Genomic DNA, 23145 nt, shown 5'->3' with positions numbered 1-23145 from the left:
GGATACTGACGTCATGACCCGCGCTGCCCTTGCCTGCCTAGCCGCCAGCGGCGCACTTGCCTTTGGGTTTCATGCACTTGTCGCTCAGCCTTCGACCGCCCCCTTATCTTCGGAGGAGGCGGTGGACGCACGCGAGGCGCTCGAGATTGCCCGCCAGCAGCAACGCAATGCGCGCAGCCGTGCCGAGCGCCTCGAAAACCAGGTCGCACAATCGCGCGAAGCCGCGCAGCAGGCACTCCAGGAGGCGGCGGCGCTTGCCGCGCGCGTCCAGCAGGCCGAGGCCGCGATCGCGGCTGCCGAAGCAGAACTCTCGCTGGTGGAGCAGCAGCGCAAGGCGCTTGATGCGCGGCTGGCCGAGCGGCGCGAACCGCTGGCGCGACTGACCGGCGCGCTGCAGACCATGGCGAGCCGCCCGCTTGCACTCTCGGCGCTACAGTCAGGATCGCTGCGCGATGTCGTCCATACCCGCGCCGTACTTGCGAGCACGGTGCCGGTCGTGCGGGCGCGCACGGCTTCGCTCAGGAGCGAACTCGACCGCGCCCGTACACTCGAAGTCGAGCGGGCAGGCGTGCTTGCAGACCGCCGCGAGGCGGAGAGCCGCCTCGAAAGCCGGCGCCGTGACGTCATCGCCAAGGCGGAGCAGGAGAGAATTCTTGCGCGCCAGGCACTTGGCGGTGCCAATCGCGAGGCCGAACTGGCGGTCGAACTCGCCGAACAGGCGCGCGACCTCGACGGGCTTGTGGGCCGTCTGGAGTCCGATGCAGCCATGCGCCAGCGGCTTGCTGCGCTTGGTGGCCCCCTTCCGCGTCCTGCGAGCGGGCAGGCGGTCGCCCCACCTCGCCAATCTGGTTCATCTACACTGCGAAACTCACCGGATAGATTTCTTCTTCCTGTTTCCGGCCATGTCGCCGAAGGCTTCGGAGAAACCGGCCCTTCGGGCGGCCGCGCATCGGGCCTTGCCATCGTGCCGCGTCCCGGCGCGCAGGTTGTCTCTCCCGCAGCAGGTCGCGTGTCCTTTGCCGGCCCCTACGAGGGTTTCGGGCGCATCGTGATCCTCGAGCACGACGGTGAATGGACCAGCCTCGTAACCGGCCTGGGGCAGGTCAGCGTGGAGGTTGGCCAGAGCGTGACCGCGGGCTCGCCGCTGGGCCTCGCGACCCAGGCCCGTCCGCGCATCGCCTTCGAACTGCGGCGCAACGGAAGACCGGTCAATCCGCTCGATTTCCAGCGCTAGCGGGCGATTATCGCCCCCGATCGGGACATTCGTCGAATTTTTCTCGCATTTCTGCGCTAAACAGGGTCATCTTCCATTCACTCCAGTCGCGCTATAGAATGCGCACGAAGAGCCCTGAAGGATTTCGCTGCATGAAGATCGCCAATCTCGCCCGTTCGGCCGCACTCGTTACCGCGGTGGCGCTGATCCCGGCAACCACGGCCGGCCTCGCCCGTGTAGACGGCAATGCCGGACCCGAATTCGGCAAGCTCTTCGCGGTCTACGAGCGGGTCAAGGCGAGCTACGTCGAACCGGTCGAGGACGATGTCCTGATCAACGGCGCGATCGACGGCATGCTGGCTGCGCTCGATCCCCACTCCGGATATCTAGATGGCAGCGATCTCCAGCGCCTCGAAACCATGATCGACGGCAATTATTCGGGCCTCGGCCTCTCGGTCGTGAGCGACGACGGCGCGGTGAAGATCATCTCGCCCTTCCGCGGCAGCCCCGCCGACCAGGCCGGCATCAAGGCCGGCGACTACATCACCCACCTCGATGGCGAACTCATCTACGGCCTCGAACTCGACGAAGCCGTCGCCCGCATGCGCGGCCGCGAAGGCACGACGATCCGCCTGACGGTCTTCCGTCCGGGCCGCGACGAACCGTTCGATGTAGACGTGACGCGCGGCGTGATCGAGCTCGAACCCGTCACCTGGGAACTCAAGGATGGCAACATCGGCCACATCATGGTCAACGAGTTTTCGCGCGATGTCGGCAGCGATGTCTTTGCTGCGTGGAAGGACCTTCAGACCAAGGCGACCGGCCGTATCAACGGCCTCGTGCTCGACCTGCGCTCGAATCCGGGCGGCTCGCTCGACGAGGCAGTTGCGCTCTCCGACCTCTTCCTTTCCGAAGGGCGCATCGTCACCCAGCGTGGCCGCGCCCGCGGCGAATCGGTGGCTTACGATGCAGAGACCGTCTTCCGCGGCGATATCGCCGAAGGCCTCCCCATCGTCGTGCTGATTGACGCAGGTTCGGCATCGGCCAGCGAGATTGTCGCCGGAGCGCTGCAGGATCATCGCCGCGCGGTAGTCATGGGCAATCGCAGCTTTGGCAAGGGGAGTGTCCAGTCGCTCCTGCCGCTGGGCCGCGACGCCGCGCTCAAGCTGACCACTGCTCGCTATTACACGCCCTCGGGCCACTCGGTGCAGGAAGGTGGCATCAAGCCCGATATCGACGTGCCGCAGCTGTCCGATCCTGACCTCGCCCGTCGCAGCAAGTTCATCATGCGCGAGAGCGACCTTCGCGGTCACCTCGTCAACGAACTCGGCCTCAAGGACGAGGACATGGAGCGCGACCAGCGCGAAGATCCGCGTTTCCAGCTGACCGCCGAGGAGCTCGAAGAGCAGGGCATCGAGGACTTCCAGCTGCACTACGCGATCGAAACGCTGCGCCGGACCACGCCGACCGCCGTTGCCAGCCGCGCAAAGTAACGATAGCGCTTCGGGCGCAATGACAGAGACTTCTTCACTGCGAATGGCCCAGCGCCTCGCGCTTGCCGTGCCCGCTGCCCTGCTGGCCGGCGCCTATGTGTCGCAATACGGTTTCGACCTCTATCCGTGCGAGATGTGCTGGTGGCAGCGCTGGCCCCATTTCGCCGCGCTGGCCTTTGCACTGATGGGCTTCTTCCTCGCGCCCAAGCGGCTGTGGGTTTCGCTCGCAGCGGGTGGCATCCTCACCTCCGGGCTCATCGGCCTCTTCCATGCGGGCGTCGAATACGACTGGTGGCAAGGGCTGACCTCTTGCACGGCCATCCCGCAGGCGGTCGAAGGCGAGAGCGCGCTCGATGCGATCATGAATGCGCCGGTCATTCGCTGCGACGAGGCACCATGGACGCTTCTGGGCATTAGTCTGGCGGGATTCAATTTCCTGATCTCGACCGGCGCTGCGCTGGTCATCTTCAACCTGCTGCGCAAGGACGCCGCGAAGGCATAGAGACCCGAGAATGACCAAGAAAACTCCCGACCACATCGCCCGGATGATCCGCGTCGACCAGGCAGGCGAGTTCGGCGCAACGCGGATCTATGCCGGACAGCTCGCCGTGATGGGTGACCGCGGACCCGATTCGGCAGAGATTGCCGGGATGGCCGAACAGGAAGCCGGGCACCGCGCCAAGTTCGACGCGCTGATGGCGCGCCGCGGCGTACGCCCGACCGCGCTCCAGCCCTTCTGGGACAAGGCGGGCTTCGCGCTCGGCGCGGCCACCGCGCTGATCGGCCCCGAGGCTGCCATGGCCTGTACCGCTGCGGTCGAAACCGAGATCGACAAGCACTATTCGGACCAGCTCGACCAGCTCGAGGCGACCAACGAAGATCCCGAACTCGCTGCCATGATCGAGGAATTCCGCGAAGACGAGCGCGAACACCGCGATGCCGCGCTGGCGGCAGGTGCCGAACGTGCGCCCGCCTATCCGCTGCTTTCAGGCATCATCCGCCTGGGCTGCAAGGCCGCGATCAAGATTTCCGAGCGTATCTGACGCGAAGGCGCGGGGCGCGCCCACGCGCTTCATTGACAGTTCACCCGACAAGGCGCCTAAATGCGCATCGACCCAATTGCGAGGCCCAGCATGACCAAGTCCCTCATTGCCCTTTCCGCCCTCGGCGCAGCAGCAATCGCCGCGCCCGTGCAGGCGCAGACCCCGGTCGAAACGGGCGACGACAGCTACAACATGGTCATCGTCTACGGCGACGATGAATGCCCGCAGGGCGACGACGGCACGATCGTCGTCTGCGCGCGCAAAGCGGAAAGCGAACGCTACCGCATTCCCGAGGCCCTGCGCTTCACCGACGGTCCGCAGGCGCAGGCCTGGGCAGAACGTGTCGAACGCCTCGAGATGGTCGGCAAGAGCGGCATCATGTCATGCTCTCCCACCGGTGCGGGCGGCTTCACCGGCTGTACGCAGGAGCTGATCGCGAAAGCCTACGACGACCGCGAGAACGCCTCCGAAGTGCGCTTTAGCGAGATCATCAATGCCCAGCGCGAAGAGCGCCTCGCCGGTATCGACGAGGAAGCCGAGCGCACCCAGGCCGAGGTGGAATCGATCGAGCGCGCCTACATGGAGCGGCTCGAACGCGAGCGTGCGGGCGAAACCGGCGATGAAGAGCCGCTGCCCGAGACCACGAGCGAACCCGAAGTTGTCGCGGGCGATCCCGAGCGCTGAATTTCCGTTTGATTTCAGGATGTTTGGCGCTAGACCCCGGCCATGGGGTCGGGCGCACGCATTCTTGTTATCTTCGGTACGCGGCCCGAAGCGATCAAGCTGTTCCCGCTGATCCATGCGCTTGAAGCTGATCCACGCTTCGAAGTGCGGGTCTGCGTTTCCGCCCAACACCGCGAGATGCTTGACCAGGTGCTCGGCCTTGCCGGCATCGTCCCCGACCATGATCTCGATCTCATGTGCGAAGGCCAGTCGCTCGACGACCTGACCGCGCGTGCGCTGACCGGCATCGGGAAGGTGCTGGACGAGGAATGCCCCGACTGGGTGGTGGTACAGGGCGATACGACCACGGTAATGGCCGCCGCGCTTGCCGCGCATTACCGGCAGATACCGGTGTGCCACGTCGAGGCGGGGCTGCGCAGCGGCGATCTCTCGCAGCCATGGCCTGAGGAGGCGAACCGCCGCATGGTTGCAGCGATCGCGAGCCTCCATTGCGCGCCGACCAGGACGAGCGCCGAGGCGCTCCTGCGCGAAAACATCCCTTCCGCGACCGTCCGCGTGACCGGCAATACCGTCATCGACGCGCTGCACTGGGTGTCGGAGCGCACGGATGCCGATCCTTCACTCGTTTCCGGGATGACCGAGCTCGAACACCGGTTCGCCGGAAAGCGGATCATCGGCCTGACCAGCCATCGCCGCGAGAATCTTGGGCAGGGCATGGCGAATATTGCCAAAGCGGTTAGACATGTCGCTTTACGCGATGACGCTGCGGTTATTTTTCCCATGCATCGCAATCCCGTGGTCCGCGCCATCATGCATGAGCAGCTGGGCGGCCTCGACAATGTCGCGCTGATCGAGCCGCTCGACTACCTGCATTTCACCCGCCTGCTCTCGGTCTGCCATATTGTCCTCACCGACAGCGGCGGCGTGCAGGAGGAGGCCCCCGCGCTGGGCAAGCCGGTACTGGTCATGCGCGAGACTACCGAAAGGCCCGAAGGCGTGACGGCGGGCACAGCACGGCTGGTCGGTACCTGTCCGCACAGGATCGTGCGCGAAACCGAACGCCTGCTCGACGATCCGCGCGCGCATGCCGCGATGGCGCGGGCCCACAATCCCTATGGTGACGGAAAATCGGCGCAGCGGATCTGCGAGTTGCTCGCCGGCTGACGCCTAGACCTTGTGGTACGCGCGGTACCACTCGACAAATTGCGGGATGCCCTGTTCGATGCTCGTGGTCGGCTGGTAGCCGATGTCGCGCTGGATCGCGTCGATATCGGCATAGGTCTTTTCGACATCGCCCGGCTGCATCGGCATGAGCTGCACCTCTGCCTTCTTCCCGCAGGCCTGTTCGATCAGCTCGATGACGCGGGTCAGCTTCTCGCTGCGGTGGTTGCCGATATTGTAGACCGCATGCGGCTTCACGCTGCCCCCCGCCTTCTCGGCCCCGTCATCTGCCGGGGGCTTGTCTAGACAGGCGACCACACCGCTGACGATATCGTCGATGAAGGTAAAGTCGCGCCACATCTCGCCCTCGTTGAAGACCTTGATGGGTCTGCCGGACAGGATCGCGTCGGTGAACAGCCAGAGCGCCATGTCGGGCCTGCCCCATGGGCCGTAGACGGTGAAGAACCTCAGGCCCGTCAGCGGCGTGCGGTAGAGATGGGCATAGGTCTCGCTCATCAGCTCGTCCGCCTTCTTGGTGGCGGCATAGAGCGAGACGGGGTGGTCGGCGCGGTCCTCGACCGAGAAGGGCAGCTTGTCGTTGCCGCCATAGACCGAGGACGAGCTCGCATAGACCATGTGCGCGCTTCCGCGGTGGCGGGCGACCTCGAGCATGTTCACATGGCCCATAAGGTTCGCCTCGACATAGGCGCGCGGGTTCTCGAGGCTGTATCGAACGCCCGCCTGCGCACCGAGGTGCACGATGCTCTCGAACGCCTCGCCATCGAGCGCGGCGGAAAGCGCGTCCCAGTCGGAGAAATCGACTTGCTTGAAGGCGAAGGCGTCGGGGGCCGCCTCGCGCACATGCGCCACGCGGTCGTGCTTGAGCGAGACCTGGTAATAGTCGTTGAGGTTGTCGATCCCGAGAACCTCGTCGCCGCGCGCGCAGAGCCGCTCTGCCACTGCCGCGCCGATGAAGCCTGCGGCTCCGGTTACCAGTACTCTCGCCAAGTCACCCCCCGTTGTGCCGTCAGCCCTTGTCGAGCGCGATGTCGGGCGCGTCTTCCTGCTTCATGCCGACCACGTGGTAGCCTGCATCGACGTGATGCGTTTCGCCGGTCACGCCGCTGGAAAGGTCCGACAGGAAGTAGAGGCCCGAGCCGCCGACATCTTCGATCGTCACGTTGCGACGCAGCGGCGAGTTGTACTCGTTCCACTTCAGGATGTAGCGGAAGTCTCCGATGCCGCTGGCGGCCAGCGTCTTGATCGGACCTGCGCTGATCGCGTTCACGCGAATGCCTTCCGGGCCGAGATCGTTGGCGAGGTATTGCACGCTGGTTTCCAGCGCCGCCTTGGCCACGCCCATGACATTGTAATGCGGGATGACCTTCTCCGCGCCGTAATAGGTCAGCGTCAGGATGCTTCCGCCGTTCGGCATCATCTCGCGCGCGCGCTTGGCCACTGCAACGAGGCTGTAGGCAGAGATGTTCATCGTCATCAGGAAGTTGTCGAGGCTGGTGTCGACATACTTGCCGCGCAGCTCGCTCTTGTCGGAAAAACCGATGGCGTGGACCACGAAGTCGATCGTGTCCCAGCGCTCTTTCAGCGTGTCGAATGCCTTGTCGAGCGCGTCCATGTCCGACACGTCGCATTCGAAGACGAAATCGCTGCCCAGCTGTTCGGCGAGCGGGCCGACGCGCTTCTTGAGCGCTTCGCCCTGGTAGGAGAACGCCATCTCCGCACCCTGGTCCTTCAGCTGCTTGGCAATCCCCCAAGCCAGCGACTTGTCGTTGGCGAGACCCATGATGAGGCCGCGTTTGCCTGCCATCAATCCGCTCATGTTCCGCATCCTTCCTGCTCGCTGAGCATTTCCTTCTCGAGCTGCGCCCGGCGTCCCTCGTCGGTCTCGTCCGCCAATTCCTCTTCGGGCGTTTCGGCCAGCGCAGCGTTCAATTCCGCGCCGATAACCACCCCGAGCCCGACAAGCCAGAAAAAGAACAGCGCGATCATCACGCCTGCCAGCCCGCCGTAGGTGAGGTTGTAGGCGAAGAAACGGCTCAGCACCGCAGGCATAACCGTGGTCACCGCTATCCACCAAAAGGTCGTCAGGAGTACTCCTGGCCATTTCGGATAGCGACTGCCGCGATATTTCGAGGGCGTGAGCGTGTAGAAGATGAGATAGAGCGAGGCGAAGAGGCCGAAAGCGGGCACGATGCGCGAGAGCTGCAGCGCGGCGAGGCGGTCGATCAATTCAGGGAAATAGGCCTCGATGATCTCCTGCGCGGTGCCGATCACGAATTGCGCCATCAGGCTGAGCATCAGCAGCAGCACCGCACCCAGGATCACGGCGGTCGAGAAGAGGCGGTATTTCCAGAAGGCCTGCGTCGGTTCGGTGCCATAGGCGCGGCGCAATATGTCGCGGATCGTCTCGATCAGGCTGCCCACGGTCCACAGCGCCACTGCCGCGCCCGCCCACAGGAGCCAGCCCGAGCGGGCCTGGATCACGTCGCGCGCCACCGGTTCGATCACGTTCCCGACCACGGGGGGCAGGGCATAGAGCACCGCATTGATGGTCGCCGCACGCTCGCTTTCCTCGCCGATCGCGGAGAAGATCGCCGCGCCGAGGATGAAGAAAGGGAAGATCGCCAGCATGGCGAGATAGGCAAGGTTGCCCGCGTGGATGAAACCGTCGTTATAGGTGCCGATCAGCGTGCGCTTGGCCACTTCCCATGCGCGCGTGCCGGGGCCGACCGTGTCGCTGAGGCGCCCTCGCAAATGGGCCGCTTCCTTCCGTCGCGCCTCGGGTGACAGCGAGTGGATCTCGCGTTCCTTGGGCGGGGGTAGATCGGCGTCGGACAGGATTACACCTGGAGCTTGCTGCGCGGGTCGCTCTCGTCCTTCCACCCATCGAGCCGCTTGGCAAGTTCCTCTAGATCTTCAGGAAGCTGGATTTCGAGCGTCACGAGCTGGTCGCCGCGGGTGCCGTTCTTGCGGGTGAAGCCCTTGCCCTTGAGGCGCAGGACTGTGCCGCCGTCGGTGCCGGGCTTGATCGTCATCATCACCGGACCATCGACCGTGGGCACGCGGACCTTGCCGCCGTTCACCGCCTCGTCGAGCGTGATCGGCAGGTCGAACCGCACGTCGTCGCCTGCACGCTTGTAAAGCTTGTGGCCGTCGACCCTGATCGTGACGAGCCCGTCGCCCGCGCCGCCCGGGCCCTGTTCGCCCTTGCCCTTGAGGCGCATCTGCGTGCCGTCCTCGAGGCCCTTGGGCAGTTTCAGGTCGATGGTCTTGCCGTCGGCGAGCGTGATGCGCTGGTCGCGCAGTGTCGCCGCATCGATGAAGGGCACGCGCAGGGTATAGCCGATGTCGGCCCCTTTTCGCGGGGGCGGGCGCCTGCCGGCAAAGCCTCCGCCCGGGCCGCCGCTGCGTGCGCGGCCACCGCCGAACAGACCTTCGAAGATGTCGCCGAGGTCGACCTGGTCGTTGCCGAAGCCCTGGAAATCCTCCGCGCGGAAGCCGCGCTGGCCGCCGCCCGCGCCCCCGAAACCGCCGCCGCCACCACCGAAGCCGCCGCCCATGCCGCCGAAGGGATTGGTCGGGTTGCCCTCCATGTCGATCTCGCCGCGATCGAACTGGGCGCGCTTGTCCTTGTCGGACAGGAGGTCGTAGGCCTTGGTCACGTCGGAGAATTTCTCCGCCGCCTTGGGATTGTCCTTGTTCTTGTCCGGATGCAGCTCCTTGGCGAGCTTGCGATAGGCGCTCTTGATCGCCTTCTCGTCTGCCGAGCGCGATACGCCAAGGGTGGAATACGGGTCTGCCATGGTGTGTTAGCTAGTTGGAACAGTGAGCCAAAACAAGGACTCTCCCTGTCCCGCGTCTATCCTTTGATTTTTCCGTGCCTGTTCCCGAGGAAGCGACCAATTGCGTATCCGAGGTTAGCAGAGGCGATCAGCCAGCCCATCATCGCCAGCATTGTCTTGAGGAGGAGGTCACTGAGCTCACCGTGCCACGCATACATCGCCACCTGAGCGGCAAAGAGGAAAAAGATGAAGGCGGTGAAGCTTTTCAGGTCGCCCCAGAACGACATGCCGTCCCTGTACCCCCGGCGTAGGTAGTAAGCAGGTATTCCCAGAAACACCCCGATCCCAACAATGACGAAGAGAACGCCGAGCATCAGATTGAACAGATCCATCTCCTGCAACTACCATTGTCGCATATAGCGGGCAACGAACGGCGAGCCTTTCCTACATTTATGTGTATCGCTAGAGCGCGCCTCATGTTCTGCCTCAATCCTCGCAAACCCGCCAAAGTTCCGGCAATCGAGGGCGGAATATGCAAGCGGCGCTTTTTCGCCCTGGACCGTGTTCCATCCGTTCCAAGCTGTAGGAGTAGCAATTGACCGACACCGTGGACGATACGAAGAGCGCGATTCCGGTCACCGATCCCTTCGCGCTGTTTGAGGAGTGGTTCGGCGAGGCCAAGGAAACCGAGCTCAACGATCCGAACGCGATGGCGCTCGCGACCGCGACCCCCGAGGGCCGCCCCTCTGTGCGCATGGTCCTGCTGAAGGGTCACGGCAGCGGATTGGGCGAGGGCGGGGGGTTCGTCTTCTACACCAACGCAGAAAGCCGCAAGGGCGAGGAGATCCGCGCCAACATGCACGCCAGCCTGCTGTTCCACTGGAAGAGCCAGCGCCGCCAGATCCGCATCGAGGGCCCGCTTACCGAGGTGAGCGAAGAGCAGGCCGATGCCTACTTCCACTCGCGCCCGCGCGCCTCGCAGATCGGCTCGGCGGCAAGCGACCAGTCGCGCCCGCTGCCCGAACGGCAGGTCTATCTCGACCGTGTGGCCGCGCTGGAAGAGCACTTCCCCGAAGGCGACATTCCGCGCCCGCCGCACTGGACCGGCTTCCTGCTGTGCCCGCGCGCGATCGAGTTCTGGCACGACCGCAAGTACCGACTTCACGACCGCCGCCGCTTCACCCGCGAGGGACCGAAGGACGCCTGGTCGAACACGCTGCTCTATCCGTGAGGCCTGACGAGTGACCGACAACCGCGCCCTTCTGGCCCGCTCGGCGGCCATGGCATCGATCACCGTCGCGGTGATTCTCGTCCTGCTCAAGGCATGGGCGAGCTGGCGCACTGGCTCGACCGCCATGCTCGGCAGCCTTGCCGATTCCGCGCTCGACCTCATTGCGAGCATCGCGACGCTGACCGGCGTGTGGATCGCCTCGATGCCCGCCGACGAGGACCACCGCTTCGGCCACGGCAAGGCCGAGGCGCTGGCCGCGATCTTCCAGGTCATGCTGATCGCCCTTTCGGCTTTCGGTATCGCGGTTCGAGCAATCACGCAGCTCGTCGAAGGAAGCGAGGTCAAGGCGGCCGAAGAAGGTATCGCCGTCTCGGTAATCGCCATCGTGCTGACCTTCGCGCTGCTCGGCTGGCAGCGCTACGTGATGAGCCAGACGCGCAGCCTCGCGATCCAGACCGACCACCTGCATTACAGGTCGGACCTCTTCCTCAACCTCGCGGTGATCGCAGCGCTCGTGATCGACCAGTTCATGGGCGTGACGGGGGCAGACCCGCTGTTCGGCCTCGCGATTGCCGCATGGCTCGGCTGGGGCGCCTATTCGGCGGCGCGCGATGCGGTCGACGACCTGATGGACCGCGAATGGCCCGAGGAGAAACGGCTGGCCTTCGTCGAAGCGGCGGCGCGCCATCCGGAGCTTTCGAACCTCCATGATCTGCGCACCCGCACCAGCGGCAACCGGGACTTCGTGCAGTTCCACGTCGACCTTTCGGGCGAAATGACGGTGGAGGAAGCACACGACATCATCGAGCGTGTCGAGGAAGACCTTTGCGGCCGCTTCCCCGGGATGGAATTGCTCATCCATATCGACCCCGAAGGCCACGTCGACGAGCCGGACAATCCGCTCGCCGAGACCGACGAATTCGCCAAGCTTGAGGACGACGAATGACGAAGACGCTTCCCTATTGGCATGTCGATGCCTTCGCCTCGCGCCCCTTCGAGGGAAACCAGGCCGCGGTCATGCCGCTCGAGGATTGGCTGCCCGACGATGAGCTGCAGGCCATCGGCGAGGAGAACAACTTTGCCGAAACCGCCTTCGTCGTGCCCGATGCGAGCGGCGAGGCCGACTGGGAACTGCGCTGGTTCACCCCGACCGAGGAAGTCCGGCTGTGCGGGCATGCGACGCTGGCGAGCGGGCATGTGCTGCTGACGCGGGACGGCGGCGAGCGGGTCACCCTGCGCACGCGCAAGGCGGGCATCCTCGAAGTGTCGAAGGCAGGTGATGGCTACGAGCTAGCTCTGCCGGCCATCCCGACGACCCGCGGCGAGTGGGACGAGGCGGTCGCGCTGCTGGGTAGCACGCCGCAGGAAGTCTGGCTCAACCCCGATGGCTACGGCATCTACCTGTTCGAGACCGGGGAACAGGTGCGCGCGCTCGATCCCGATTTGCGTGGCCTCAGGGCGCTAGGGAACGACCAGTTCATCTGCACCGCTCCCGGATCAGACACCGACATCGTCAGCCGCGTCTTCGTACCCGGTGGCGGCGTGGACGAGGACAGCTTCACCGGCTCGGCCCATGCCTGCCTCACCCATTTCTGGGCGAACCGGCTCAGGCGCGACAGTTTCACCGCCTTCCAGGCATCGCAGCGCGGTGGACATGCGACCTGCCGGCTCGAGGGCGACAAGGCGATCCTTGGCGGACCTTGCGTGACCGTGGTGGAAGGTAGCTTCTACCTGCCCTGAACGGGGTAGAGCTCCATGATGTCGGCGACCTGCTGGAGCATGGCGATGCGCTCCTCGCGGTTCGAATGACCGAGGCGCACGATCGTCAGCCCCTGTTCGGGCGAGACGATCACGTACTGGCCCATATGGCCGATCATGGCGAACATCGATTGCGGTGCGCGGTTAGGGAAGAGCGGGTGCTCGGGCTCGCCATTGGGGCGGTTCAGCCAGGTCTGGAGTCCGTAATGCGGGCTGGCGGGGCTGGGGGTGACCATCTTCTCGATCCAGCTGCGCGGGACGAGCTGCTCGCCGCGATGCGAGCCCTTGCGGCGCATGAGTTCGCCGAGCTTCGCCCAGTCGCGCGCGGTAGCGTGCATAAGGCTGCCGCCCACGAGCGTGCCCGCGCGGTCGAATTCGGGGACCATCGAGGTCATGTCGAGCGGCTCGAAGAGCCGCGCGTCGAGATAGTCGCTCACCGCGCGGCGGCGCGCCTCGGCATGGTCTGCATCGGCCAGCGTGCGCGCCGCGATATCGGCGAGGATGACAGTGGTGTTCGAGGAATACTCGAACTTCTCGCCCGGCTCGGCCTCGGGCGGTTGCGCCGTGGCATAGTCCGCCATGTCGTCACGCCCGTCGAGGAAGAGCATGCGCACCTCGCTGCTCTCGTAGGGCACGGGGCCGGCCTCGGTGTGCTCGAGACCGGCGCGCATCTGGAGGAGGTGGCGCAGGGTGATGTCCGCCCGCGGATCGCCGCTGCGCTGCCAGCGCGGCACGGGGGCGGGCTCGTCGAGCCGCAGCAGGCCGTCGCCGACGAGCTGTCCGATGAGGAGCGCGGTGACCGTCTTGGCCATCGACCAGCTGACAAGGCGGGTCTCGGCATCGTAGCCTGCGCCATAGCGTTCGGCGGCGAGCTTGCCGTCATGCATCACGATCAGCGCGCGCGTTTCGCCGAGACCTTCCATGCGGAAAAGGTCGTCCACCTCACGCGCCAGCGCCTTGGTCGGCGCGCCCGGATCGGCGGTCACCGACGAGAGCGCTTCGTCCGAAAGCGGGGGCTCTTCGGCAGGGCCGGGGGCACCGCAGCTCGCAAGGCTTGTAGCGGCAAGGGCAAGGGCGATAAGGGGGCGCGACCACACTGACATGCAATCGTCACTCGCATGAGGATCTGACCCGCGCAATGGCCAAAAAACGCTCTCTCTTCACCCGCTGGTGGTTCTGGCTGCTGGTGGTCGTCGCCGCGCTGCTGGCGGCCGGCTGGGTCGCCTATGGCGAGGACATGCGGCGCACCAGCGAGGCGGGCACGGCCTATGCGGCGCGGGTTGCCTGTTCGTGCCGCTATGTCGCCGGGCGCAGCCTCGACGATTGCGGGAAGGACAAGCTTGCCGGGATGGAGCTGGTGATGCTGAGCGAGAACAAGACCAACCGGAGCGTGACCGCGTCGATCCCCTTCGTGGCTTCCGACACGGCGTCCTACCGCGAAGGATACGGCTGCGTATTGCAGCAGTGGGATCGCTGATCAGCGGGCGACGTCGCCGAGGAAAGCTTCGTAGGCCGTTTGCAGGCCTTCCTCGAGACCGACTGAAGCGGTCCAGCCCATCGCCTTGAGAAGCGAAGAATCCATCAGCTTGCGCGGCGTGCCGTCGGGCTTGGTAGTGTCGCATTCGATAAGGCCTTCGAAGCCGACCGTTCGCGCGATGAGACCGGCGAGGTCGCTGATCGAGACTTCCTCGCCCGAGCCGACATTGACGTGCCCTTCCTCCGAATATTCGCGCAGCAGGAAAATGCAGGCATCGGCGAGATCGTCGACATGCATGAACTCGCGCATCGGCGTTCCGCTGCCCCAGATCGCAACGCTGTCCGCACCCGATAGCTTCGCCTCGTGGAAGCGGCGGATCATCGCCGGGATAACGTGGCTGCTCTGCGGGTCGTAATTGTCGCCAGGGCCGTAGAGATTGGTCGGCATGGCGGAAATGAAATCGCAGCCGTACTCCCGGCGATAGCTGGCGGCGAGCTTGAGGCCAGCTATCTTCGCGATCGCGTAGGCCTCGTTGGTCGGCTCGAGCGCGCCGGTGAGCAATGCGTCCTCGGGGATCGGCTGCTCGGCATGCTTGGGATAGATGCAGGAGGAGCCGAGGAACAGCAGCTTCTCGCAGCGCTGCCTCTTGGCGGCCTCAATCACGTTCGCCGCGATCATAAGGTTGTCGTAGAGAAACTCCCCCGGCCGCTCGCTATTGGCGAGAATACCGCCAACCCTTGCCGCAGCGAGGATGACCGCATCGGGCCTGTGGTCGGAGAACCAGCGGCGCACCTCGGCCTGTTCGCGCAGGTCGAGCGAACGTTCGGCAGTGAGGATTTCGCAGTCCTCGCTTTCGAGCCGCCGCACCAGTGCCTGCCCGACCATGCCGCGATGGCCGGCGACGTAGATGCGCTTTCCCGAAAGCGCGTAGCGGCTCACGATTTCGCGGCCTTTATCGCTTCCATGTCCGCGGCCAGCATCTCGCTTGCCAGTTCGCGCGCCGAGGTCTGCGCTTCCCAGCCAAGTTCGGCCTTGGCCTTGGAGGCATCGCCGAGAAGGAAATCGACTTCGGTCGGCCGGAAGTAGCGCGGATCGATCTCGACGAGGCACCTGCCGGTCTTCGCGCAGAAACCCTTCTCGTCCTCGCCCTCTCCGCGGAATTCGAGCTCGATGTCTGCGTCCTCGAACACCCAGCGAGTGAAGTCTCGCACGCTTGAGGTCTTGCCCGTCGCGAGCACGTAGTCCTGCGGAATGTCCTGCTGCAGCATCATCCACATGCCGCGCGCATATTCGCGTGCGTGGCCCCAGTCGCGTTGCGCATCGAGATTGCCGAGATAGAGCCGGTCCTCGAGGCCAAGCGCGATCGCCGCGACACCGCGAGTGATCTTGCGAGTGACGAAGGTCTCGCCGCGGACCGGGCTTTCATGGTTGAACATGATCCCGCAGGAGGCGTGCATGTTGTACGCCTCGCGGTAGTTCACTGTGATCCAGTGCGCATAGAGCTTGGCCACCGCGTAGGGGCTGCGCGGATAGAAAGGCGTCGTTTCGGTCTGCGGCGTTTCCTGAACCAACCCGAACATCTCGCTGGTCGAGGCCTGGAAAAAACGCGTGTGGCCTTCGAGCTTGAGGATGCGGACCGCCTCGAGCAGGCGGAGCGCGCCGAGCGCGTCGGCATTGGCCGTATATTCGGGCGTTTCGAAACTCACCTGCACATGGCTTTGCGCGGCAAGGTTGTAGACCTCGTGCGGCTGCACTTCCTGCACCACGCGGATGATGTTGGTGGCATCGGTCACGTCGCCGAAATGCAGGTGCATGTGGGGATCGGGATCGTGCGGATCCTCGTAGATGTCTTCGATCCGGCCGGTGTTGAAGGAGGACGAGCGACGCTTTACGCCGTGGACCTCGTAGCCCTTCTCCAGGAGCAGGCGTGCAAGATACGACCCGTCCTGTCCGGTTACCCCGGTTATCAATGCCCGCTTGGCGCTCAACCCGTTTCTCCTTTTATGGCGCTGCGGTAAGGAATGGGCCGCCGGTTTGGCAAGCGTCGCCTAGGCGGAAACCCCCGTCGTTGCGTCGATCCAGCCCCCGCCGACGACCCTGTCACCTGCATAGAGGACAGCGGCCTGCCCGGGCGCGACGCCGTATTCGGGCTCCGCGAAACGGATCGTGGTGGGCGCATTGTCGCCCAGCGGGCCGTCGAGCGTGACGGGAACCGGCTTGGCAAGGCTGCGCACCTTGGCTGTCAGCTGCACGTCGGGGAGCGGGCCGATGCGGTTGGTCTCGACGATATGCGCCGCTTCCACTGCAAGCATGCGCTTGGGTCCGACCTTCACCTCTGCATTCTCGGCATCGATGCCCACGACATAAAGCGGTTCGGGCTGCCCGCCGATTTCGAGGCCGCGGCGCTGGCCGACGGTGTAGTGGATCACGCCCTTGTGCTCGCCCAGGGTCTCGCCGCTCGCGGCATGGACGATCTTGCCCGGACGCGCGCCCTCGGGGCGCATCTTCTTGACGATCTTCGCATAGTCGCCGTCGGGCACGAAACAGATGTCCTGGCTGTCGGGCTTGGCCGCATTCCGCAGGCCGGCGGCCTCGGCAAGCTCGCGCACCTCGCTCTTGGGCAGGCCGCCAAGAGGGAAGCGCAGGAAGTCGAGCTGGTCCTCGGTCGTGGCGTAGAGGAAGTATGACTGGTCGCGCGCCGGATCGAGTGCGCGGTGCAGCTCGGGCCCGGCCGGTCCCATCACGCGGCGGACGTAATGCCCCGTAGCGAGGCAGTCCGCGCCCAGTTCGCGCGCCATTGCGAAGAGATCCGTGAACTTGGGACCCATGTTGCAGCGGATGCAGGGCACCGGCGTGCGACCTGCAAGATATTCGTCGGCGAAGGTCTCGACCACTTCCTCGCGAAAGGCGCTTTCATGGTCGGAAACGTAATGCGCTATGCCGAGCCGGTCGGCGACCGCTCGCGCATCGGCGATGTCGTCGCCCGCGCAGCAGGCGCCCTTGCGGCCGGTCGCTGCCCCATAATCGTACAGCTGGAGCGTGATTCCGATGACTTCCGCGCCACTTTTCGCGGCGAGCGCGGCGACGACCGAGCTGTCGACGCCGCCCGACATGGCGACCACGATCCGGCATTCGGACGCGGGGCGCGGCAAGTCGAACAGGTCGGCGGCAGAGGCCGCATCGAGAAGACGGGATTCGGGCATGGCGCGCCCCTTACACGCCTTGGCCGCGCGCCTCCAGTATTTCCCTTGGAACGCCTGCGATGCGATGTTTCACAGACTCTTTACCATGTTGGACTATTCCGAGTCGCATGTTCGAGGGGCACATCAATAAGAAGGCATTCGTGCAGGGGCGCGAATCCGACGTTTTGCACCAGTTTCGCTGGACCGACCTGGTCGCGAAGCTGTCGGCGACTCGCGAGCTGCGCGAGGAACTGTCGAAATCCGAGACCGGCGGGTTCGAGGCTTTCGGCGAAGTGCGCCGCGAAAGCGATGAAGAAAGTAAACGGCCTGTTAACCAAGCTGATTTAACTCATGGCAAATCAAGCGGGTTAGAGAGTGGTCGAGCCGCAAATGGTGCGGTGCATGGCGACCGAGAGAAATAGATGATCGAAAACCAGGACATCCGCCCTGCACAGGTGATTGGCCCGCTTGGCGAGCCGCTGACCCTTGACGACCTGCCTTCGCCCAAGACGAAGCGCTGGGTGGTGCGTCGCAAGGCCGAAGTGGTCGCTGCGGTGAACGGGGGCCTACTTACTATCGACGAAGTGCTTGAGCGCTACGGCCTGACGCTGGAAGAATTCGCGTCCTGGCAGCGTGCTGTCGATCGTTCGGGCATGCAGGGCCTCCGAGTGACCCGCATCCAGCACTACCGCGATCTCTACGAGCGCCAGTTCAAGTACTGATCCAAGGGGCGATCCCGCCGATCCGCCACCTGCGGCGCGGGAACCTTTCGCTTGCATTCCCGCTTGAATCCTGTCCCCATGCAGAAAGGGGGGCCGGTCCGGCATGCCTTGCGCATTGCGAGGTGATGTCCTGATCGGGCTAAAACAGGAGGAATTGCAATGGGTTGGATAATCGCACTTATCGTCGGTGGTATCGCGGGCTGGCTTGCGAGCCTCGTCATGAACCGTGACGCCTCGATGGGCATTTTCTGGAATATCGTGGTCGGCTGTGTCGGCTCGGTCATCGGCAACCTGATTGCCGGCCCGCTGCTGGGTATTTCGGGCAGCGTGCAGGAGTTCTCGCTCACCGGACTGATCATCGCCATCGTCGGCGCCGTCGTCCTGCTGGGCATCGCCAACCTCGTTCAGCGCGGTCGCGTGCGGTAAGCGCAGGCGAAAATTTGAGCCAACAAGGGGCGGCACGGGTCACTCGTGCCGCCCTTTTAGCATTTTATGCGGCGCGCGACGCACTTCGTCAGGCGTGCTATGCCCCCGGTCGAGTTGCAGATTGCCCCGCCTCACGCATGGTTCTAGGCAACAAATCCACGGTCTTGCGCTTTGTGATTTAGTCGACTAATACACTCAGCCAACGACGGCCGCGACAAGACGGGGCAGATAAGATGACGTATGAATCGGATATCAAGGCACAGGGCGATGAACCCGTGGCGGTAACACTCGATGGCAACACCATCGGTGAGCCTGCGGAAGAACGTTCGCGCACGCGCCTGTACGTGATCATCGGCCTTGCGCTGCTCGCGGCCATCATTGCTGCCTACGTCTTCCTGACGATGGGCGCGGAGGAAGAAGTAGCCGATCGCGGCGCGCAGGCCCCCGCTATCACCGTCGTTTCGCCCGGGCGCACCACGGTCGAAGGCCAGATCGTCGCCACCGGTGTACTGGCTGCCCGCCGCGAAGCGCCCGTCGGCGTTGTTGGCGAGGGCGGCCGCGTGGTCTCGATCCCCGTCGAAGCAGGTGACTGGGTCCGCCAGGGCCAGGTCCTCGCGGTGATCGACCGTTCGGTCCAGTCGCAGCAGGCGCGCGCCGCCGCAGCGCAGGTCGAAGTGGCCCAGGCCGATGCCAACCTCGCCCAGTCAAACCTCGACCGCGCACTCCAGCTGGTCGAGCGCGGCTTCGTCTCGACCGCGGACGTCGATCGCCTGACTGCAACGCGCGATGCCGCCGTGGCCCGTGTACGCGTGGCCCAGGCCTCGCTCAGCGAACTCAACGCCCGCAACGCACGCCTCAACATCGTCGCTCCGTCGGCAGGCCTCGTGCTCGAACGCAATGTCGAAGTCGGTGCCACCGTCTCGGCAGGCTCGGGCGCATTGTTCCGCCTCGCACGCGGCGGCGAGATCGAAATGCTTGCTCAGGTCGGCGAAGAACAGCTCGCGCGCCTCAGCGCAGGCGTCTCGGCAGAGGTAACGCCGGTGGGCACAGACCAGACCTTCACCGGTCAGGTGTGGCAGATCTCGCCGACGATCGATGCCCGCAACCGCCAGGGCACCGCGCGCATCGCGCTGTCCTACGACCCGGCCCTGCGTCCGGGCGGCTTTGCCACCGCACGCATACTCAGTGGTACCACCACCGCGCCGCTGCTTCCCGAAAGCGCCGTCCTGTCGGACAGCCAGGGCAGCTTCGTCTACGTCGTCGATGACGAGAACAAGGTGCAGCGTATGGCGGTCGAAACCGGCATGGTCACCAGCGATGGCGTCGTCATCGAGAGCGGCATCTCGGGCAACGAGAAGATCGTCCTGCGCGCCGGCGGCTTCCTGACCGAAGGCGAGACGGTGAACCCGCGGTCGGCCAGCGAATAAGGGACTTCCCGCGATGAACTTCCGCAATATCTCTGCCTGGTCGATCCGCAACCCGGTGATCCCCCTGGTTGCGTTCACCGCGCTTCTGCTCGCAGGCATGCTGAGCTTTGCCCGCATGGATGTGGTGAACAACCCGGACATCGAATTCCCCGCGGTCAACGTCACGATCTCGCAGCCGGGCGCCGCCCTGACCGAGATCGAGAACCAGATCACCCAGCAGGTCGAAGCCGCGGTGCGCTCGGTCAACGGGGTGAACAAGATCACCTCGACCGCGCGCGAGGGCAGCTCCAACACCTTCGTCGAATTCGAGATCGGCACCGATCCGAACAACGCCACTGCGGAGGTCAAGAACGCGATCGACCGAGTGCGCGGGAGCCTGCCCGACGGCATTCTCGAACCGCGTGTCGAGAAGGTCGAGATCGCCGGTGGCTTTCTCGGCATCTACGCGGTCGAAGCCAACGACATGACGATCGAGCAGCTCAGCTGGTTCATCGACGACACGGTGGCCAAGCAACTGCTGTCGATCGACGGCATGGCGGAAGCCGGCCGTTTCGGCGGCGTGAGCCGTGAGATCGAGGTCATTCTCGACTTGCCCAAGATGCAGGCCTACGGCGTTACCGCCAGCGAGATCAACTCGGTCCTGCGCCGCGACAATCTCGACGCGGCAGGCGGCATGGCCGAAGTCGGCGGGACCCGCCAGTCGGTCCGCGTTCTCGGCAATACCGGCACCGCTTACGAACTTTCGCAGCGCCAGATCCGCCTTTCGAACGGCACCACGCTCAACTTGGGCGATGTCGCGACCGTGCGCGACGGCTACTCGGAGCGCACCTCGATCTCGAAGGTCCGCGACCAGGAGGTCGTCAACTTCTACATGAGCCGCGCCAAGGGCGCCTCCGACGTGACCGTCTTCGCCGAAGCGCAGAAGAAGATCGCTGAGATCGAGGCGGCCAACCCTGACGTGCGCTTCATCCAGCTGTTCGATACGGTGAAATACACCAAGGACCAGTATTCGAGCTCGATCGCGGCAATGATCGAAGGCGCGATCCTCGCCGTCGTCGTGGTGTTCTTCTTCCTGCGCGACTGGCGTGCGACCTTTATCTCCGCCGTCGCCATCCCGCTCTCGGCGATCCCGACCTTCTGGTTCATGGACCTGCTAGGCTTCAACCTGAACCAAATGTCGCTGCTCGCGCTCGCCCTCGTGGCAGGCGTGCTGGTCGACGATGCGATCGTGGAGATCGAGAACATCGTCAGACACATGCGAATGGGCAAGAGCGCCTATCAAGCATCGATCGACGCAGCCGACGAGATCGGTCTGCCCGTGGTTGCCACCAGCTTCTGTATCGTCGCGGTCTTCCTGCCCGTCGGCCTCATGCCCGGTGTGACCGGCCAGTTCTTCAAGAACTTCGGCCTTACGGTCGTCGTCGCAGTGCTCATGAGCCTCGCGGTGGCCCGTATGATCACGCCAATGCTGGCGGCCTACTTCCTGCAGGCCAAGGGCCATGCAGCGCATGGCGAAGGCAAGTGGATGGACCGCTATATGAAGGTGCTCCACTGGTCGCTCGAGCGCGGCAAGATGCACAAGCGCCGTGATGGCGTGACGCCGCCCAAGCGTCGCTGGGCCTATGCGCTCTCGCTGCTCTTCACGACGATCCTGCTGCTGGTCATCTCGGCCATCGGCGTCTTCATGAGCTACAACGCGATCGACGGCCTGCAGATTCCGCAGACGCTGGCCAATGCAGCGGCGGAGGAAGAGACATTCCTCCATTCGCTGATCATGCGTCCGCTGCAGCTGATCCAGCTCTCGGTGGCAACGGCTATCGGTTTCGCGCTTGCCTTCGGCCTGCTCAAGGTGCTCGGCTTCGTGCTGCGTTTCCTCGGACAGCGCCTGTCCCAGAGCTGGCGCTATCTCGAAGCGCGCTTCTACGATCACCGCGTGTGGATGCTCGGCGTGGGCTGGTTCGCATTCCTGCTGACCATTCTGCTGTTCGGCCAGACGCCGTTCCAGTTCAATCCGGAGGTCGACGATCTCGACCACGCAGGTGCGCATCGAAATGGTACCGGGCACCACGCTTGAAGATACCGAACGTGTGGCAGACCGTGTTGCTGCCCTGCTCTACGAACAGCAGGAAGTCGAGCGTGTCCTCGAGCGCGTCTCGGAAGGCAATGCGACGCTTTACATCACGCTGTCCGAAGACCGTGAGCGTCCGTCCTACGTCTTTACCCGAGACCTTGCCCCGACCCTGTCGAGCATTCCCGACGCCCGCGTGCGCTGGAATAACATGAACGGTCCGGGCGGAGGCGGCAGCGGCCGGGACCTCTCGATCATGCTCGCCGGTTCGGATCCGGTCCTGCTCAACGACACGGCTGCCCAGCTGGTCGAGGAGATGAAGGAACTCGACATGATCGTCGCGCCGCGCATCACGGCCGACGTTCCGCGTCCCGAAATCCTCATCCGTCCGCGCCCCGAACTGATGGCGGACCTCGGGGTCTCGACCGCAGCCGTGGGTCAGGCGATCCGTATCGCGACGATGGGCGAGATCGAGCAGAACGCCGCCAAGTTCTCGCTGTCCGATCGCCAGATCCCGATCCGCGTCCGCCTTCCGGAGGCAGCGCGTGAGGATATTACCACGATCCAGAACCTGCCGGTTCCGACCGCCAACGGCACTTCGGTCCCGCTCGGCCGGATCGCGGACATCTCCTTCGGTGCAGGCCCAACGACCATCCAGCGATACAACCAGAACCGCCGCGTTCTGATAGGTGCCGACCTTGCGAGCGGCGTGCTGCGCGGAAATGCGATGGAGCGGGTCAACACCCTTCCCACGCTGAGCAATCTCCCGCAGGGCGTCATCCGCGATCAGGTGGGCGAAGACGAACTGCAGCAGGAACTGCTCGACAATTTCGGCATAGCGCTGATCGCAGGCGTCCTGCTCGTCTTCGCCGTGCTGGTGCTGCTCTACAAGCGATTGATGAGCCCGCTGGTCAACATGACCTCGCTGGCGTTGGCGCCGCTGGGCGGTATCTTCCTGGTCTGGATCGTCGGACAACCGCTCTCCTTCCCGGTCCTGATCGGCGTCCTGCTATTGCTCGGCATCGTCTCGAAGAACTCGATCCTGCTGATCGACTTCGCCATCGAGGAAATGGACAAGGGCACCCGCAAGATCGACGCGATCATCGATGCCGGTCACAAGCGTGCGCAGCCGATCGTCATGACCACGGTCGCCATGACCGCGGGTATGGTGCCGACCGCGCTCAGCCTTTCGGGCGACGGCGCATGGCGCGCCCCGATGGGCACGGTCGTGATCGGCGGCCTGATCCTTTCGACGCTGCTTACGCTGCTGATCGTGCCGGCAGGCTTCAGCCTTGCCGACGGGTTCGAGAAGCGGGCCGGCCCGTGGATGCGCAACAAGTTCCTCACCTATCGCCCCGGCGACGAGGATCGCGTCATCCCGACCCAGGGCCAGCAGCCCGGGATCGAACCGGCGGAGTAAGCGTCGCCTAGGTTATGGCGGGCATATCAAACGGAACGGG

Annotated in this window: 23 protein-coding genes and 1 pseudogene; 15 read left to right on the top strand and 9 right to left on the bottom strand. The window is 64.6% G+C overall.

All coding sequences use genetic code 11. The annotated features are described in order from the left end of the window. The first annotated feature begins 13 nt into the window (after nucleotides 1–13). The 6 genes from ACZ1G8_RS05725 to wecB all read left to right on the top strand — a co-directional run bounded on the left by ACZ1G8_RS05725 (nucleotide 14) and on the right by wecB (nucleotide 5597). The gene (locus ACZ1G8_RS05725; RefSeq protein ID WP_472680905.1) at nucleotides 14–1234 is read left to right on the top strand and encodes a murein hydrolase activator EnvC family protein; all 1221 of its coding nucleotides are present in this window, start codon (nucleotides 14–16) and stop codon (nucleotides 1232–1234) included. Between the two features lie 131 nt (nucleotides 1235–1365). Further along, the gene (locus ACZ1G8_RS05720; protein ID WP_472680904.1) at nucleotides 1366–2706 is read left to right on the top strand and encodes a S41 family peptidase; all 1341 of its coding nucleotides are present in this window, start codon (nucleotides 1366–1368) and stop codon (nucleotides 2704–2706) included. 19 nt (nucleotides 2707–2725) lie between these two features. Further along, the gene (locus ACZ1G8_RS05715; protein ID WP_472680902.1) at nucleotides 2726–3208 is read left to right on the top strand and encodes a disulfide bond formation protein B; all 483 of its coding nucleotides are present in this window, start codon (nucleotides 2726–2728) and stop codon (nucleotides 3206–3208) included. Nucleotides 3209–3218: 10 nt separating this feature from the next. Further along, complete coding sequence (locus ACZ1G8_RS05710) at nucleotides 3219–3749, top strand: demethoxyubiquinone hydroxylase family protein (RefSeq protein WP_221427336.1); 531 nt, start codon at nucleotides 3219–3221, stop codon at nucleotides 3747–3749. A gap of 90 nt (nucleotides 3750–3839) precedes the next feature. Beyond that, nucleotides 3840–4433, top strand: a complete 594-nt coding sequence (locus tag ACZ1G8_RS05705; protein ID WP_472680900.1) for a hypothetical protein — start codon at nucleotides 3840–3842, stop codon at nucleotides 4431–4433. A gap of 42 nt (nucleotides 4434–4475) precedes the next feature. Continuing rightward, complete coding sequence (gene wecB, locus ACZ1G8_RS05700; RefSeq protein WP_472680898.1) at nucleotides 4476–5597, top strand: non-hydrolyzing UDP-N-acetylglucosamine 2-epimerase; 1122 nt, start codon at nucleotides 4476–4478, stop codon at nucleotides 5595–5597. Between the two features lie 3 nt (nucleotides 5598–5600). On the opposite strand, the gene ACZ1G8_RS05695 is transcribed toward wecB, so the two are convergent. The 5 genes from ACZ1G8_RS05695 to ACZ1G8_RS05675 all read right to left on the bottom strand — a co-directional run bounded on the left by ACZ1G8_RS05695 (nucleotide 5601) and on the right by ACZ1G8_RS05675 (nucleotide 9786). After that, nucleotides 5601–6602 carry an SDR family NAD(P)-dependent oxidoreductase gene (locus ACZ1G8_RS05695; protein ID WP_472680896.1) on the bottom strand — a complete coding sequence of 334 codons (1002 nt, stop codon included), beginning with the start codon at nucleotides 6600–6602 and terminating at the stop codon, nucleotides 5601–5603. A gap of 19 nt (nucleotides 6603–6621) precedes the next feature. Beyond that, nucleotides 6622–7431, bottom strand: a complete 810-nt coding sequence (fabI, locus tag ACZ1G8_RS05690) for an enoyl-ACP reductase FabI (protein WP_221427339.1) — start codon at nucleotides 7429–7431, stop codon at nucleotides 6622–6624. Beyond that, nucleotides 7428–8366, bottom strand: a complete 939-nt coding sequence (locus ACZ1G8_RS05685; RefSeq protein ID WP_472680894.1) for a YihY/virulence factor BrkB family protein — start codon at nucleotides 8364–8366, stop codon at nucleotides 7428–7430. The genes fabI and ACZ1G8_RS05685 overlap by 4 nt, the downstream gene beginning before the upstream one ends. A gap of 86 nt (nucleotides 8367–8452) precedes the next feature. Further along, entirely contained in the window at nucleotides 8453–9415 is a 963-nt protein-coding gene (locus ACZ1G8_RS05680; RefSeq protein WP_472680892.1) for a DnaJ C-terminal domain-containing protein, read from the bottom strand. Between the two features lie 56 nt (nucleotides 9416–9471). Continuing rightward, nucleotides 9472–9786: a hypothetical protein gene (locus ACZ1G8_RS05675; protein ID WP_472680890.1), complete on the bottom strand. Its 315-nt coding sequence runs from the start codon at nucleotides 9784–9786 to the stop codon at nucleotides 9472–9474. Between the two features lie 203 nt (nucleotides 9787–9989). Here ACZ1G8_RS05675 and pdxH point away from each other — a divergent pair, with 203 nt between their 5' ends. The 3 genes from pdxH to ACZ1G8_RS05660 are packed head-to-tail and all read left to right on the top strand — an operon-like array spanning nucleotide 9990 to nucleotide 12365. Continuing rightward, a complete protein-coding gene (pdxH, locus tag ACZ1G8_RS05670; protein ID WP_472680888.1) occupies nucleotides 9990–10625 on the top strand; it encodes a pyridoxamine 5'-phosphate oxidase in 636 nt (211 codons plus the stop codon). A gap of 10 nt (nucleotides 10626–10635) precedes the next feature. Further along, nucleotides 10636–11571 carry a cation diffusion facilitator family transporter gene (locus ACZ1G8_RS05665; protein WP_472680886.1) on the top strand — a complete coding sequence of 312 codons (936 nt, stop codon included), beginning with the start codon at nucleotides 10636–10638 and terminating at the stop codon, nucleotides 11569–11571. Beyond that, the gene (locus tag ACZ1G8_RS05660) at nucleotides 11568–12365 is read left to right on the top strand and encodes a PhzF family phenazine biosynthesis protein (RefSeq protein WP_472680885.1); all 798 of its coding nucleotides are present in this window, start codon (nucleotides 11568–11570) and stop codon (nucleotides 12363–12365) included. The genes ACZ1G8_RS05665 and ACZ1G8_RS05660 overlap by 4 nt, the downstream gene beginning before the upstream one ends. Here the strand turns inward: ACZ1G8_RS05660 and ACZ1G8_RS05655 are convergent. Then, nucleotides 12353–13486: a serine hydrolase domain-containing protein gene (locus ACZ1G8_RS05655; RefSeq protein ID WP_472680883.1), complete on the bottom strand. Its 1134-nt coding sequence runs from the start codon at nucleotides 13484–13486 to the stop codon at nucleotides 12353–12355. The genes ACZ1G8_RS05660 and ACZ1G8_RS05655 overlap by 13 nt on opposite strands. Before the next feature lie 35 nt (nucleotides 13487–13521). On the opposite strand from ACZ1G8_RS05655, the gene ACZ1G8_RS05650 reads away from it, so the two are divergent. After that, nucleotides 13522–13860, top strand: a complete 339-nt coding sequence (locus ACZ1G8_RS05650) for a hypothetical protein (protein ID WP_472680882.1) — start codon at nucleotides 13522–13524, stop codon at nucleotides 13858–13860. On the opposite strand, the gene ACZ1G8_RS05645 is transcribed toward ACZ1G8_RS05650, so the two are convergent. The 3 genes from ACZ1G8_RS05645 to mnmA are packed head-to-tail and all read right to left on the bottom strand — an operon-like array spanning nucleotide 13861 to nucleotide 17063. After that, entirely contained in the window at nucleotides 13861–14745 is an 885-nt protein-coding gene (locus ACZ1G8_RS05645) for a GDP-L-fucose synthase family protein (RefSeq protein ID WP_472681203.1), read from the bottom strand. A gap of 50 nt (nucleotides 14746–14795) precedes the next feature. Continuing rightward, a complete protein-coding gene (gene gmd / locus ACZ1G8_RS05640) occupies nucleotides 14796–15848 on the bottom strand; it encodes a GDP-mannose 4,6-dehydratase (RefSeq protein ID WP_472680880.1) in 1053 nt (350 codons plus the stop codon). A 60-nt stretch (nucleotides 15849–15908) separates the two neighbouring features. After that, on the bottom strand, nucleotides 15909–17063 hold the full coding sequence (mnmA, locus tag ACZ1G8_RS05635) for a tRNA 2-thiouridine(34) synthase MnmA (RefSeq protein WP_472680878.1): 1155 nt from the start codon (nucleotides 17061–17063) through the stop codon (nucleotides 15909–15911). A 107-nt stretch (nucleotides 17064–17170) separates the two neighbouring features. On the opposite strand from mnmA, the gene ACZ1G8_RS05630 reads away from it, so the two are divergent. The 5 genes and pseudogenes from ACZ1G8_RS05630 (at nucleotide 17171) to ACZ1G8_RS05610 (ending at nucleotide 23105) form a co-directional block, all read left to right on the top strand. Beyond that, the gene (locus tag ACZ1G8_RS05630) at nucleotides 17171–17464 is read left to right on the top strand and encodes a hypothetical protein (RefSeq protein ID WP_221427346.1); all 294 of its coding nucleotides are present in this window, start codon (nucleotides 17171–17173) and stop codon (nucleotides 17462–17464) included. Next, nucleotides 17465–17764 (top strand): CtrA inhibitor SciP, encoded by a 300-nt coding sequence (gene sciP, locus ACZ1G8_RS05625; RefSeq protein ID WP_221427347.1) that lies wholly within the window; start codon nucleotides 17465–17467, stop codon nucleotides 17762–17764. A 159-nt stretch (nucleotides 17765–17923) separates the two neighbouring features. Continuing rightward, complete coding sequence (locus ACZ1G8_RS05620) at nucleotides 17924–18190, top strand: GlsB/YeaQ/YmgE family stress response membrane protein (protein ID WP_221427348.1); 267 nt, start codon at nucleotides 17924–17926, stop codon at nucleotides 18188–18190. A 233-nt stretch (nucleotides 18191–18423) separates the two neighbouring features. Continuing rightward, a complete protein-coding gene (locus ACZ1G8_RS05615; protein WP_472680876.1) occupies nucleotides 18424–19617 on the top strand; it encodes an efflux RND transporter periplasmic adaptor subunit in 1194 nt (397 codons plus the stop codon). Nucleotides 19618–19630: 13 nt separating this feature from the next. After that, nucleotides 19631–23105 (top strand): annotated as a pseudogene (locus ACZ1G8_RS05610) (efflux RND transporter permease subunit). Nucleotides 23106–23145 lie beyond the last annotated feature (40 nt).

This window comes from Qipengyuania sp. BR81-2, from assembly GCF_055693895.1.
The sequence above is the reverse complement of the archived record's forward strand: the minus strand, read 5'-3'. Positions and strand labels throughout refer to the sequence as shown.

Bases quoted from the DNA above. Each gene is read 5' to 3' on its own strand.
- ACZ1G8_RS05705 (WP_472680900.1), top strand. From the start codon at position 3,840: ATGACCAAGTCCCTCATTGCCCTTTCCGCCCTCGGCGCAGCAGCAATC.
- ACZ1G8_RS05680 (WP_472680892.1), bottom strand. From the start codon at position 9,415: ATGGCAGACCCGTATTCCACCCTTGGCGTATCGCGCTCGGCAGACGAG.
- ACZ1G8_RS05645 (WP_472681203.1), bottom strand. From the start codon at position 14,745: ATGGTCGGGCAGGCACTGGTGCGGCGGCTCGAAAGCGAGGACTGCGAA.
- ACZ1G8_RS05715 (WP_472680902.1), top strand. From the start codon at position 2,726: ATGACAGAGACTTCTTCACTGCGAATGGCCCAGCGCCTCGCGCTTGCC.
- ACZ1G8_RS05650 (WP_472680882.1), top strand. From the start codon at position 13,522: ATGGCCAAAAAACGCTCTCTCTTCACCCGCTGGTGGTTCTGGCTGCTG.
- fabI (WP_221427339.1), bottom strand. From the start codon at position 7,431: ATGAGCGGATTGATGGCAGGCAAACGCGGCCTCATCATGGGTCTCGCC.
- ACZ1G8_RS05710 (WP_221427336.1), top strand. From the start codon at position 3,219: ATGACCAAGAAAACTCCCGACCACATCGCCCGGATGATCCGCGTCGAC.
- ACZ1G8_RS05725 (WP_472680905.1), top strand. From the start codon at position 14: ATGACCCGCGCTGCCCTTGCCTGCCTAGCCGCCAGCGGCGCACTTGCC.
- ACZ1G8_RS05630 (WP_221427346.1), top strand. From the start codon at position 17,171: ATGTTCGAGGGGCACATCAATAAGAAGGCATTCGTGCAGGGGCGCGAA.
- ACZ1G8_RS05655 (WP_472680883.1), bottom strand. From the start codon at position 13,486: ATGTCAGTGTGGTCGCGCCCCCTTATCGCCCTTGCCCTTGCCGCTACA.
- sciP (WP_221427347.1), top strand. From the start codon at position 17,465: ATGATCGAAAACCAGGACATCCGCCCTGCACAGGTGATTGGCCCGCTT.
- ACZ1G8_RS05615 (WP_472680876.1), top strand. From the start codon at position 18,424: ATGACGTATGAATCGGATATCAAGGCACAGGGCGATGAACCCGTGGCG.
- mnmA (WP_472680878.1), bottom strand. From the start codon at position 17,063: ATGCCCGAATCCCGTCTTCTCGATGCGGCCTCTGCCGCCGACCTGTTC.
- ACZ1G8_RS05620 (WP_221427348.1), top strand. From the start codon at position 17,924: ATGGGTTGGATAATCGCACTTATCGTCGGTGGTATCGCGGGCTGGCTT.
- ACZ1G8_RS05720 (WP_472680904.1), top strand. From the start codon at position 1,366: ATGAAGATCGCCAATCTCGCCCGTTCGGCCGCACTCGTTACCGCGGTG.
- wecB (WP_472680898.1), top strand. From the start codon at position 4,476: ATGGGGTCGGGCGCACGCATTCTTGTTATCTTCGGTACGCGGCCCGAA.
- ACZ1G8_RS05675 (WP_472680890.1), bottom strand. From the start codon at position 9,786: ATGGATCTGTTCAATCTGATGCTCGGCGTTCTCTTCGTCATTGTTGGG.
- ACZ1G8_RS05660 (WP_472680885.1), top strand. From the start codon at position 11,568: ATGACGAAGACGCTTCCCTATTGGCATGTCGATGCCTTCGCCTCGCGC.